8 protein-coding genes are annotated in these 13014 nt (G+C 61.0%); 2 read left to right on the top strand and 6 right to left on the bottom strand.

Going from position 1 to position 13014, the window contains the following annotated elements; genetic code table 11:
• The first annotated feature begins 65 nt into the window (after positions 1-65).
• Positions 66-839: a type 1 glutamine amidotransferase domain-containing protein gene (locus LOY68_RS16280; protein WP_265045732.1), complete on the top strand. Its 774-nt coding sequence runs from the start codon at positions 66-68 to the stop codon at positions 837-839.
• On the opposite strand, the gene LOY68_RS16275 is transcribed toward LOY68_RS16280, so the two are convergent.
• Both LOY68_RS16275 and LOY68_RS16270 read right to left on the bottom strand, forming a co-directional pair.
• Positions 745-3057, bottom strand: a complete 2313-nt coding sequence (locus LOY68_RS16275) for an ATP-dependent DNA helicase (RefSeq protein WP_265045731.1) — start codon at positions 3055-3057, stop codon at positions 745-747. The two genes, LOY68_RS16280 and LOY68_RS16275, sit on opposite strands and share 95 nt — an antisense overlap.
• On the bottom strand, positions 3054-4721 hold the full coding sequence (locus LOY68_RS16270; protein ID WP_265045730.1) for a VRR-NUC domain-containing protein: 1668 nt from the start codon (positions 4719-4721) through the stop codon (positions 3054-3056). Before LOY68_RS16270 ends, LOY68_RS16275 begins: the two co-directional genes overlap by 4 nt.
• A 459-nt stretch (positions 4722-5180) precedes the next feature.
• Here LOY68_RS16270 and LOY68_RS16265 point away from each other — a divergent pair, with 459 nt between their 5' ends.
• The gene (locus LOY68_RS16265; RefSeq protein WP_163910119.1) at positions 5181-5405 is read left to right on the top strand and encodes a YgdI/YgdR family lipoprotein; all 225 of its coding nucleotides are present in this window, start codon (positions 5181-5183) and stop codon (positions 5403-5405) included.
• Between the two features lie 106 nt (positions 5406-5511).
• Here the strand turns inward: LOY68_RS16265 and LOY68_RS16260 are convergent, their stop codons facing one another.
• From LOY68_RS16260 to LOY68_RS16245, 4 genes are all read right to left on the bottom strand, one after another.
• Complete coding sequence (locus tag LOY68_RS16260; RefSeq protein ID WP_265045729.1) at positions 5512-5877, bottom strand: hypothetical protein; 366 nt, start codon at positions 5875-5877, stop codon at positions 5512-5514.
• Positions 5878-6102: 225 nt separating this feature from the next.
• Positions 6103-7956: a polyurethanase gene (locus LOY68_RS16255; protein ID WP_265045728.1), complete on the bottom strand. Its 1854-nt coding sequence runs from the start codon at positions 7954-7956 to the stop codon at positions 6103-6105.
• Positions 7957-8053: 97 nt separating this feature from the next.
• A complete protein-coding gene (locus LOY68_RS16250; RefSeq protein ID WP_265045727.1) occupies positions 8054-9748 on the bottom strand; it encodes a polyurethanase in 1695 nt (564 codons plus the stop codon).
• A gap of 23 nt (positions 9749-9771) precedes the next feature.
• The gene (locus LOY68_RS16245) at positions 9772-12843 is read right to left on the bottom strand and encodes an autotransporter domain-containing protein (RefSeq protein ID WP_265045726.1); all 3072 of its coding nucleotides are present in this window, start codon (positions 12841-12843) and stop codon (positions 9772-9774) included.
• Positions 12844-13014 lie beyond the last annotated feature (171 nt).

Genomic DNA, 13014 nt, shown 5'->3' with positions numbered 1-13014 from the left:
GCGTCGGTGCCTGAACACCTATTCTCGATACCACCTGCCCCGTCCGGCCAAGGAACCTGCCCTCGATGATTCTGATTCTGTTGCCGACCCGCGATTACGATCCGACTGAAAGCAGTGTGCCCTGGCAGGCCATGCGCCAGGCCGGGATCGAAGTGCGTTTCGCGACGCCCGAAGGCTTGCCCGCTTACGCGGACCGACGACTGGTGGACACCGGTTTCGGTCTGTTGAACCCGCTCCTGATGACGCGTAAATCCGACCTCGCCAGCTACGCCCGAATGATCGAAGACGAGGCGTTCCTCCAGCCATTGGCCTACGCCGATGTCGACCCTGCGCAATTCAGCGGGCTGCTGATTCCCGGCGGTCACGCCCAAGGCATGCGTAGCCTGCTGGAATCCGGGCAGGCCCGGCGTATTGCCCGGCACTTTTTCAAGACCGCCAAACCTGTCGCCGCGATTTGCCATGGCGTACTGCTGCTGGCCCGTACCCTTGACCCTGACACCGGGCGCCCGGTCATCGATGGATACAAAGTCACGGCGCTGGTGGCCAGCACGATGGAACAGCCAGCCTGGATCCTTACCGCACTGTGGCTGGGACGCTACTACCGGACTTACCGGCAGACCGTCGAAGCCGAAGTGCGCGCCGCCCTGGGCAAACCTGCGGATTTCCAGCGCGGGCCGTGGGTGTCCAAACGCGATTCGGCGGACAAGCCACAACACGGTTTCGTGGTCCGCGACAGGCAGTTGCTCACCGCTCGCTGGCCAGGTGACTGTCATCGCTTTGCCTCTGAATGGCTGCGGATGCTGAGCGAACAGACCACCAGCGCGGCAGCAACTGCTTGACCTTGCTATCCCCGAACCGGTCATCGATCAGCATCACCACGCCTTGATCCTGCTGAGTGCGGATCACTCGCCCGGCGGCCTGCACCACTTTCTGCACGCCGGGATACAGGTAGGTGTAGTCATAACCGGCGCCGAAGATCGCCGCCATGCGGTGTTTCATTTGTTCGTTGACCGGGTTCAGTTGTGCCAGCCCCAGGGTCGCAATGAAGGCGCCGATCAGCCGCGCGCCGGGCAAGTCGATGCCTTCGCCAAACGCCCCGCCCAGCACCGCGAAGCCAACGCCCTGACTGTGGGCGGTGAATTGGTCGAGAAAGTCCTGGCGCTGACGCTCGGCCATGCCCCGCGATTGCGACCACAACGTAATGTGCGGATGCCGCTCGGCCAGCAACTGGGCCACTTGCTGCAAATAATCGAAGCTGCTGAAAAACGCCAGGTAGTTGCCGGGACGCTCGGTGAACTGCCGGGCGATCAGCTCGACAATCGGTTCAAGGGACGCCTGGCGGTGCACGAACCGGGTCGAGATCTGGCTGACAATGCTGACCTGCAACTGATCCGCGTGAAACGGCGATTCGACGTCGATCCACACCGTATTCGCCGGGGTGCCCAGCAGGTCGGCGTAGTAATGCCGAGGGCTCAAAGTCGCGGAAAACAGCACAGTACTGCGCGCCGCCGTCAGGCGTGGACGGATAAACCCGGCGGGTACCACGTTGCGCAGGCACAACTGCGACAGGTTGCGTTTGCGCTCGAGGTCGCGCTTGCTGATGTCGAACAGGAACTGCTCATCGAACAGCTCCGCCACCCGGCCAAACTGCAACATCTCGAAGTAGAAATTCTGTAAGGCACTGTCCAGCCCTTGCGAGTGATCGTTGAGGTAGTCGCCAATGCTCGCGCTGCACGACGACAAGGCCTGGAGCAGTTTTTCCGGGGCCTTGTCGTAGGCTTGATAGGGGCTGAGTTGCAGGTCATGCAGCGCGTTCCACTCGCGATTGACCCGCTGCAAGGATTTCTTCAGCGGCTCGGGTGCGGTTTTGCGCACGGCGTTGAGGGTCGCCTGATCGAGGCTGGCGCTGTACATCTGCCGGCCGCGCTCCACCAGGTTGTGGGCTTCGTCCACCAGCACCGCGACCCGCCAGTTGTTGGCCTGGGCCAGACCGAACAACAAGGCGCTGAAGTCGAAGTAATAGTTGTAGTCGGCGACCACCACATCCGCCCAACGCGCCATTTCCTGGCTCAGGTAATACGGGCAAACGTTGTGTGCCAGGGCGACGTCACGCAAGGCGCTCTGGTTCAACAGGCTCAACTGGCTGGCGGCCTGGCGCGCAGCGGGCAAACGGTCGTAGAAGCCTTGGGCCAACGGGCAGGATTCGCCGTGGCAGGCTTTGTCCGGGTGCTCACACGCCTTGTCCCGGGCGATCATCTCCAGAACCCGCAATGGAGGCGCATCGGCGCTGTCGAGAATGACCTGTGCCGCGTCCAGCGCCAGTTTGCGCCCCGGGGTTTTTGCCGTGAGGAAGAACACCTTGTCCAGTTGCTGCGGCGCCAGCGCCTTGAGCATCGGGAACAACGTGCCGACGGTCTTGCCGATCCCCGTCGGCGCTTGCGCCATCAGGCAACGACCGGTGCTGACCGCTTTGAACACCGATTCGGCCAAGTGCCGTTGCCCCGGACGAAACCCGGCATGCGGAAACTTCAATGCTTGAGCCGCCTGATTGCGGGCCTCACGGTGAGCCATTTCCTGCTCGGCCCAATGCAGGAACAACTGGCAATGATGTTCGAAGAACGCCTCCAGTTCGGCGGCGCTGAACGCCTCGACCAGACAGGTTTCCTTTTCGCTGACGATGTCGAAATACACCAGCGCCAGGTTGATTTCGGCCAGTTGCAGCTTCTGACACATCAGCCAGCCGTAGACTTTGGCCTGGGCCCAGTGCAATTGGCGATGGTTGGCCGGTTGTTTGCTCAAGTCGCCGCGATAGGTTTTGACTTCTTCCAGGCAGTTTTGCGTCGGGTCATAGCCGTCCGCCCTGCCCCTGACCTTCAGCGTTTGATACAGCCCTTCCAGCGCCACTTCACTCTGGTAGCTGTCGTTGCGGCGCGAGGCAACGGTGCGATGGCCGACGATGCCTTCGAGTGCAGTGGGTGACGGGGTGAAGCGCAGGTCCAGGTCGCCGACCTTGGCGGTGAATTCACATAAGGCCCGCACCGCAATGCTGTAGCTCAAGCGCTCTGCTCCGCCCATTGCACATAGCAGACGGCAATCGGCATCTGGTGTTCGTGGCAGAACTCCAGCCAGCGCAGTTGATTGTCTTGCAGGCGATCGCCGGGGCCTTTGACTTCGATCATGCGGTAGGTCTTGTCCTGCGGCCAGAACTGGATCAGGTCCGGCATGCCGGCGCGATTGGCCTTGATGTCGAGCAACAGGCGATTGAACCAGTGTTTGAGGTGTTCGGCCGGCAGGCAGTCCAGCGCCTGATCGAGCAGTTCTTCGCTCAACGCGCCCCAGAACACGAACGGCGACTGCACGCCCCACTTGGCCAGGAAACGCTCGCGGATGGTCTGGCGATAGCGCCCGTCGTTCAGTTCGGCGAGGCAGGCCTGGAACAACTCGGCGCGGCGTTCGTGGAAGTCTTCATTATGTAAATCCACCGGCCCGCGCTGGAACGGGTGGAAAAACGCCCCCGGCAACGGCGCGAAGATCGCCGGCCAGCAGAGCAAGCCAAACAGCGAATTGATCAGGCTGTTCTCGACGTAGTGCACCGGCGCCGCGTCTTCAGCCAGGTGCGCCTGCACGTAATACTCCACCGACAGCGCCAGATCGGTGCGGGGCAATTGCAGGTCCAGGCGTTCCATGGCCCGAGGGGCTGCGCGTTTCATCGGCGGCCCGCCCAACTTGCGGCGCAGCCTTGGCAGCACTCGCAACAACTTCTGCTGTTCGGTGGCGCTTTCCGGCGATTGCTCGGCGAAAGACGCCAGATCCAGCGCCAGCGCGTATTCTCCACAACGCTCCAGCACCCGGATCAGCCGCAATCGCGCGCCGGGATAAGCGCATTCACGGTAGATGCCCAGGGCATTGGCGAAATCGGCGATACGTTCGCAATACTGGCCGATCTGGAACAACAACTTGCCCCGACGCCGTTGCAGCCAGGGATTGCTCAGCGCCAATGCGTTGATCTGCTCGACAACCTCCGCCACCGCTTCACCGGCCTCGAACCGCTGCTGGCACTCGTGCAGGAACACGCAGGCGTCCACGTCTTCGCGGCTGCGCAAGCCTCGGGACTCGGCGCAGAACTCGACTTTTTCATAGGTGTAGATGCCGAGATCAGCCAACACGAACTCCGACCAATCCTGGTAAAGATTACCGAAGAACATCAGGCGCAACCGGTCGCACAACCCCATGATGGTCAGGCTGAACAAGCGCTCATCCAGTGTCGGGCACCACTGCTGGAAGCTGCGGGACTCGGGAAACTGTTCGCTCAGCAGTGGCAGCCAATCGGTCTTCTTGCCTTTGGGCTGGTCGATGGCATGGCCCAGGCATTGCAGAATCTCGGCCTTGAGCAAGACGTCGAACACGTCCTCTATCAACAGTGGTGATTGCTCGTCGATCCAGCCCAGTTCCAGCAGCGGAGCGGCCGCGTTGGCGATATCGCCGATCTCGACGTAATGCAACTTGCTGGCCCGGAAATGCAGGCCCTTGCGCATCACCATCCGCACCAGCAATGCCCGGGATTCACGCGGCAGCCGGTTGAACTCCGCCATGAAATGCTGTTCTTGCGGGCTCAACACATCGGCATAGCGATGCTCAAGCCAATCAAGCACTTGCATGAAGTTGTTCAAGTAATAAAACGGATCGTCGAGCGGATTTGCAGTCACAGGAAAAAGGGCCATGGCGAGCGAGTACTGGTTATGCGTACAGATACCAGCTACAGCCGGTGCGAGGCAAACGGAAAAAGATGGGCGGCGCGGTTAAAACATCAATTGCCGCCGGCTTTGTAGCAGCTGTCGAGGCACGAGGCTGCGTTCGGCGGCGAAGCCGTCGTGAAATCAGGCCACGCGGTGTTTCAGGCAGACCGCGTGCTCAGGTTTGGCGACGGCTTCGCCGCCGAACGCAGCCTCGTGCCTCGACAGCTGCTACGAGCGAACGTAGGCTCCTACGAGCCGTGCGCAGGTTTCGATGGCTGCCATAGGGTGCCTTGCGGTTTAACTGACGGGCATCTGGCGGCGCGGCTAATCGTGGATTTTTCAGGTGACCATCGAACTTTCTGCCGATCCACGGCACCAACCGCCATAGAGCGACAGTGATGACAGAAACCGTCACACTGATTTTTTGAGCATCATGGAGGTGTTATGAATATCAAGACCCTGGGCCTGCCCCTGGCCGTTGCAGCCTTTCTGGCCCTGGCCGGTTGCTCCACGCCAACCGTGGTAACCCTGCAGAACGGCACCCAGTATTTGACCAAGGACATGCCGAAAACCAAGACCAAGGACGGTTTCTACGAATTCGAAGACATTTCCGGGGCGAAAGTGAAGGTCAATGCCAATGATGTGGCGACGGTCCGCGAGGAAGACTGAAAACCGCGTTATCGTTCTTCGCGAGCAGGCTCGCTCCCACAATGGATCGCGGTCTAATGTGGGAGCGGGCTTGCTCGCGAAGAGGCCAGTCAAATCAACGCAAAAATCAAGGCATCCCCGGAACACTGGTATCGCAGACGAAATAGCGATCACCACGCTTGATCATCTCCGCCCGCAGCTTCTGGCACTGGTCATATTCCTGCTGCACCGAATTATCGATGCTGATGTTGCCAGTCACTGGCGGCTTGTTCCCGTCACCGATCCGAATCGTCGCCCAAGGCTGCTCCGGCTCGATATGAAAGCGGCTTTTCTCTTCGACAGGTTCTTTGGTTTCGATCGCTGCCGGTTTCGGCAACTCATCTGGCGTCAGGCCATAACGGCTCAAAATCGAGCTGTGAGGCAGTTCTGCAGCGGCGTTCGCCGATAACACGGCCAAAGCCAACCCCAAGACATACCCCTTGCTGTTATTCACGTTGCTGAATCTCCTGTACTCAATGGCGGCATACCGCTGTGCGTTTAGACATAACGCAGAAGTGGGCGGATGCTTTAGTGCCGGTTCCTGTTGGTGCAGGTGTTTGAGTCCGGGAATGGCCGGTGAGTCACTGGAATACCGAGTAATCGTTCTTCGCGAGCAGGCTCGCTCCCACATTGGATCGCAGTCTACTGTGGGAGCGAGCCTGCTCGCGAAGGGTCCCTATCAGGCGATAACGATCCCGGAGCCAGACAAACTCTCCAACCCAACCCCCACCAACGTCACCGAATCCCCGCCAAACGTCAGCACCGTGTCATGCCCGACCGCCGAGGCATGCGCCCGGTAATCATCATTCGGCGCCACGCCTTGAACGCCCATGAACACCAGCTTGTCGCTGGCCTGATAGCCAATCACCTTGTCCTGACCAAATCCGCCAGTGAACAGGAACGTATTGACCCCGCCCCCCGACTCCATCAGGTCATTGCCCGCACCGCCGACAAACACGTCATTGCCCTTGCCGCCAATCAAATGGTCGTTGCCGTCCAGGCCAAACAACCAGTCGCCGCTGGCGTGGGCCGTGAGCGTGTCGGCGCCCGCGCCGCCCTTCACCGTCGAGGCGTACTGGGTCAGGTTGTTGCCGACTTTCAGGCCATCCGCCGTGACGCTGTGGGTCACGTCGTCCTTGAACACACCCCACAAAAACGCCGGTTCCTTGGTGATGATGTTGCCGATGTCGCGGGTTATGCTGATCCCGCCATTGGCGTCCTTGACGTAGAGGTTGCCGACGCCGTCATTGGCGAACACGAAGTTCTTCACCGATTGCTGCAAATCCAGCACGTTGCTGCCCTTGCCGCCCAGCACGATGTTGTAGCCGCCACCGTCGCGGAACGTGTCGTTGCCATCCCGGCCTTCGAGGTAGTCGTTGCCCTTCCCGCCCTGGATCAGGTCATTGCCGTCGCTGCCGATGATGAAGGTGCTGCCCTTGTGGGTTTCGGCATTGCGATTCAGGTCCTGGACCCAAGTGTTGGCCTTCGCCGGGTCCGAAAGGTTGGCGACGATGATGGTCGAGTCTTTGCTGGTGAGGTCATAGAACTTCGATTCGATCACCCGGTTCATGCCATCGCCGTACGCGGTCGGCAAGTGGGAAATCCAGGTCGGAATGTTCAGGATGGAAAACGGCAGCACGTTCCACGCGGTCGAGGCGTAGTGATCGTTGAAGCTGACGATGTTGTCGGTGGTCGAGGCCTTGGCGCCGTCGTGCACGCCCACGGACGCCAGGTTGAAGGTCGAGCCGTCGAGAGCGCGGAACACCGGATCATTTTCGTAGCCGACGTTCAACACTTTGTCGGTGCTGCTTTGGGTTGGCGAGGCGTAGGCGATGTAGTTCGAGTCCTTGTAGAAACCCGACCACTTGTCCGTACTCAAATCCGCCAAACTGTTGACCGCCAAGCCGCCGAGGCTGTGGCCGCTGACCAGCACGTCCTTGCCCGACAGGCCATGAGCACTGGCAAACGCTGCGACGTTGCCGAACAGTTTGCCAAAGGCTTCACCGGCGTAGTTCTTCGCATAATCCTTGGGGCCGAGTGCGGCCAGCAGATCATTGATCGCGTCGCCGATGGAGTCGCCGATCAGGATTTCCCGTGGGCCGCTGGTGCCACGAAAGGCAATGCCAAGTTCCGTGAGATGGCCCTGGGCGTCGTACTTGCCGAGGATCTCGACCTGCGCGCTGGTGTAGCCGGCCTTCTCGCCGTAGAAAGTTCCGCGTGCGTCGGTTTTGCCGTCATAGCCCAATTGCGAGGCGGTGATCGGCGTCCAGCCGGCCTTTTTTACGGCGTCCAGGGCGAGTTTTTCGGAGTCGGGGTTCCACGGCACGCCGGGAATGACGCCCTGGGAATCGGTGCCACCGATCAGCGCGGTGACCAGCGTCGCCGGCAGCCCGAGGCCAAAACCATTGTGCTGATAACCGGCCGCAAAGCCGTTGTCGAGGTTGTGATAGGAGTACAGCGTGATGGCCATGGCGTCGCTGAACAACGCCTTGGATTCTGCCGTGCTGAAGTTTTTGTAATCGTAAACACCCATTGCTATTGCCTCTCTTTTGTTGGAATTGTCAGAGATAGCTCACAGCCAAAGCGCCTCGGGAATGAGGCGCTCCGGAGCATTTCAGTGCATGTCGCCCTTATGCAAAGGTAAAACTTGAAGTGGACAGGTTATCCAGCCCGACACCGACCAGGGTCACGGCAAAATCGCCGACCTTGAGCAGCGTGTCATGCCCGGACTGGGTCGCATGTTGCTTGTAGTCATAGCCCTGCCCCGCGCCCTGCACGCCCATGAACACCAGTTTGTCGCTGCCCTGGTAGCCATTGATCGCGTCGAAACCGAAGGCGCCGCTGAACAGGAAGGTGTTGTTGCCGCCACTCGCATGCATCACGTCATTGCCCGCGCCACCGACGAAGGTGACGTGGCTTTTGTCGCTGCGCAGCAGGTCATCGCCGGCATTGCCGAACAACCAGTCACCATCGACCGTGGCCGCCAGGGTGTTGCCATAAGCGTCGCCATTCAGCGAGTGGTTGTAGTGGGTCAGTTCGCTGCCATTGAGCAAGCCGTTGGCCGTGACGTTATAACTGACGTCCTTGCTGCCCAGCCACGAGCCAGGCTCCTTGCTGACTATCGCGCCAATATCGCGGGTCAGGCTGATGCCGCCGTAGGCATCGCGCACATACAACGTGCCGTCGCCGTCGTTGGCAAAACTGAAGTTCTGCAACGGCTTTTGCAGCTCGAAAGTGTTGCTGCCCTTGCCGCCGAGCAGGATGTTGTAGCCACCGTCATCGCGGAAGCGGTCGTTGCCGTCGCGGCCCTCGATGAAATCATTGCCGGCGCCGCCCTTGAGCAAATCGTTGCTGTCGGTGCCGATAATAAAAGTGCTGCCGGTGTGCGGCTCGCCGCTGCGGCCCAAATCCTCGACCCAGGTTTTACCTCGGGAATCGACCGCCAGGTTGGAGACGATCAGCGTCGAGTCCTTGCTGGTCAGGTCGTAGAACTTCGAGTCGATCACCCGGTTCAAGCCATCGGCGTAACCCAGCGAACCATGGGCCGACCAGCTCATCGGGTTGAGGATGCTGAACGGCACCAGGTTCTGCGCGGTGGAGGCGTAATGGTCATTGAAGTTGACGATATTATTGGTCGCCGACGCCTGATAACCATCGTGCTTGCCCACCGAACCAGTGCTGAACGTGGTGCCGTCCAGCGCGCGGAACACCGGATCGTTTTCGTAGCCGATGTTGAGCACGTTGGTGGAGATGCTTTGGGTCGGCGAAGCGAAGGCCACGTAGTTGGCCTCCTTGAAGAAACCACCCCAGTTGCCGCCGCTCAGCTCTGCCACGCTGTTGACCCCGAGCCCGCCGAGGCTATGGCCGCTGATCAACACGTCCTTGGCACCCACGCCGTGGGCGATGGCGAACGCGGCGACGTCCTTGAGCAAGGTATCGAAGGCGTTTTTCGCGTAGTTCTTCGCGTAATCCACCGGGCCGATGGCGGCCAGCAGGTTGTTCTTGATGTCGCCGAAGGTGTCGCTGTAGCCCAGGCCACCGGTGCCGCGAAATGCCACGCCGATGCCGATCAGCTTGCCGGCCGCGTCGTACTTGCCGAGCACTTCGGCTTCAGCGCTGGTGAAGCCGTCCTTCTCGCCAAAGAACGAACCTTGCGCACTGACCTTGCCTTGATAACCCAGCGCCGTCGCGCCAATCGGCGCCCAAGCGGTGGCGGGCAATGGCTTGCCCGTCGGCGTGTAGGCGTAAAGCGTCAGCGCGATGGCATCGCTGTACAACGCCTTGCCGGCAGCACCGCCGGCATTTTTGTAATCAAACAGTCCCATGTGTTGGCTTCCTTAGCGTCAAATCAGAACTGCCAGTCCAGGGTCAGGCCCACGCCGTGGTCCTTCTCGTTGGAGCCGATCAGCCCGTTGTAATCCAGGTTTACGCGGGTGGCCTTGTTCAAGGCCAACCCGGCACGCAGGCCGACCACGGCGGCGTTGCGATCCATCGACACGCTCTGCACATTGAATCCAGTATTGCCGTTGGCAAACGCCAGGTGTTGATCGGTATCGACACTGCTCAGGTTGTGCTGCCAGCCGAGGCTGCCGGACAGTTCGAGGCTTTTCTGGTCGGACAGCGCAATCGCTTTGCTCGCCCGCAGACCGAGGGTCGAGAGCACCGCATCGCGATTGTCTTCACCGCCCTTGAGCGCGGCTGCATCACCCTTCTCGGTGAAGCTTTCAGTGTTCAGGTGCACGTAGGCCAGTTTGGCGAACGGTTCCAGGGCCAGCGGTTGCAGGTCCAGACGATACGCCGCTTCGGTGAACACCTGCGCGGTGCTCGCATCGTGTTTGGTTTTCTGCTTGCCGCTGACATCGGCGAATTGCAGGTCACGTTTCGCATCAATGCGATGCCAGCTGTAGGCACCGCCGACGCTCAAGCGCAGGGCATCGATTTCATGCCCCAGGTACGCACCCAAGTGGTAGCTGTCGACGTCGGCCGACGAATGCGTGCCATCACCCATGCTCAACGAACTGTTGCTATAACCGGTGACGAAACCGAGACGGGTATCTTTAGCGATCAAGCCATCGCCACCCACCAGCAAACCGCCGATGGAGCTGTTGGAGCTGGCGTTGTCCTTACCGCCATCACTTTTGCCCCAGGCGCCCAGGACCTTGACCCACAGGTTGCTCTTGTCATCGGTCGGTGCACCGGCATCGAACAGATCACGTTCACGCAGACGATCGCTGACGGCATCGCGCAGGTAACGGCTGTCGTTGATCAGCATCGTGCCAACGGCCGGATGAATCTCGCCGGACAGTTGCTGGAACGCTTGCTGGGCCACCGCCGCAGTCGGCGACAACAGCAGGGTTTCGTACAGCGCATTGCCCGCGCCCAATTGCTCGGCGGCTGCAGCCACGGCGCGTTGGTTCGGGGTCTGGCCGACATCGCTGAACGTTGTCGCGTTACGCTCTACCGCCAGTTGAACGCCGGTGGCCGAGTAATCCAGGGCGCCGCCGATAAACAGGTAGTTCGGCAGGACCGCACCGAATTGGCCCTGGATGCCGCCCGCCGCTTGCAGGATGTTGTACTGATGGCCGAGCAGGCTTTGCGTTTCGGCAGTGGTCAGCAAGGTCGGGCTGTTTTCCAGGGACAGGCTGACGGTGGCGCCATCGATCACGGCTTGGCCGCCGGCGATGATCTGGTCGCTGCTGGTTGGCGACAGTTCCACGGCGTAGGTCGAGCCGCGCTCGAAGACCACGTCGCCGGCCACTTGCAAGGTGCCGATGGAATTGCCCGGCGCCACGGTGCCGCCGCTTTTCGCGGTGAGTGCGCCGATGCGGCCGTTACCGCCGAGGATACCGCTGTCATTCACAGTGACCGCCGACGCCAGCGAACCGTTGATTGCCAGCCGTCCTTGATTGACCAGCGTCGGGCCGCTGTAGGTGTTGGCGCCGGTCAGCACCAGGGTGCCGATGCCTTGCTTGGTCAGGCCGCCATGGCCGGAAATGTCGTTGCGCCAGGTGTCGAGCCCGCAGTGCACGTCGTTGCAGACGCGCTCGGTGGGCTTGCCGGCGTCGATGATCCCGCCGATGCCCGGCAGGTTCGCGACAAACTGGCTGTCGCCATAGGCGCCCTGGATGCGGAACTCTTCAGGAATGTCCTGCTCGGTGACGAACATCGCCGGGCCGTCGATGCCTTTGCCCAGGTTGATCATGCCCCAACCGTACAACGCATCGACGCCAGGCGCGCCGAGGTCGGTAGCCGTGGTGCGCAACACGCTGGCGACCTGAGCACCGGTCATGTACGGAAAGCGCTCCATCAACACCGCCATGGAACCGGCCACGTGCGGCGCCGCCATCGAGGTGCCGTTGTAGTTGGCATAGCTGGTGCCGAGGTTATCGGCGCTGGTGCCGGTAATGATCGAGCTAAAGATCCTGCTGCCCGGCGCCGACACGCAATAACTCGCGGTGTAGCCGCAGCGCGATGAGAACGTGCTGATGTTGTAGAGGTCGGTGCTGGTCAGGTCCGGGTTCTTTTGCAGCGCCGCCACGGTGATCCAATTCGGCGCGATGTCCGGCACGAAATACGCCAGGCCGGCGATGGCATCCGGGTTGTTGAGGTTGTAGTCGTTGCCGGCGGCGAAGATCGTGACGATACCGCTGCGGGCCGCCGCGATAGCGCCGTCATAGGCACCGCCGGGTTTGGTGCCGAGCAAGGGCTGAATCTCGTTGAACTGTAACTGCGCGTCTTGCACGGTGAAGTGCGGGAACGCCGGATTGCGCCCGCCGAGGTCGAAGCGATCGGTGATGCCGATGCCCCAGCTGTTGTTGATGATCCGTGCGCCGCTGGCGATCAGCGCATCCCAACCGGCCTTGTAGACCGCGCCGTCGTTGCCGCGAATGATCCCGTCTTCCGGGCCCGGGTCGCCGTTGTCGGCACTGATGATTTGCGCGCCGAACGCTACGCCGTGCATCGGCCCGCCATCGCGGCTGCCAGCGGCAATCCCGCCGACATGGGTGCCGTGGGCGCCGAGCTTGCCGTCGGAACCGACCGAGGGTGCGCCGTCATAACGGAACGCATCCCCGGCTTTGACCGGGATGTACGGGTCGGTGTATTCGCGGATGCCGCTGGTGACCAGGTTGATCACCTTGTTGGCGCCGGAAAATTCCGGGTGTTGGGCGTAGACCGGCTGGTCGAAGATCCCCAGTTTCACGCCTTTACCGGTGTAGCCGGCGGCGTAGGCTTGCTGCGCATTGATCGCGCCCACGCCCCAATCGGCGTTGAACTCGGCGCTACGCCAACTGTTGGGATCACCGAGTTTGCCGTTTTCCACGTCCGGCGCGGCATGCGCGGTGCCCAGACTGGCCATGGCGCAGAGCACGGCGAGGTTGAGGGTTTTCAGAGCAAATTTGTTGTTGTTTACAACAGTCATCCAGTTACCTTCCTTAGTTGTGTTGCCAAAATCCGTATGGCTGTGCGCCTGGCTTTACCTGTGGGAGCGGGCTTGCTCGCGAAAGCGGTTTTACATCCAACATCTTCGTTGGCTGACACACCGCCTTCGCGAGCAAGCCCGCTCCCACAGGGGGATCTATGCAGCCGGGAG

It is taken from the genome of Pseudomonas sp. B21-053 (assembly GCF_026016365.1).
Taxonomy (GTDB): Bacteria; Pseudomonadota; Gammaproteobacteria; order Pseudomonadales; family Pseudomonadaceae; genus Aquipseudomonas; species Aquipseudomonas nunensis.
The sequence above is the reverse complement of the archived record's forward strand: the minus strand, read 5'-3'. Positions and strand labels throughout refer to the sequence as shown.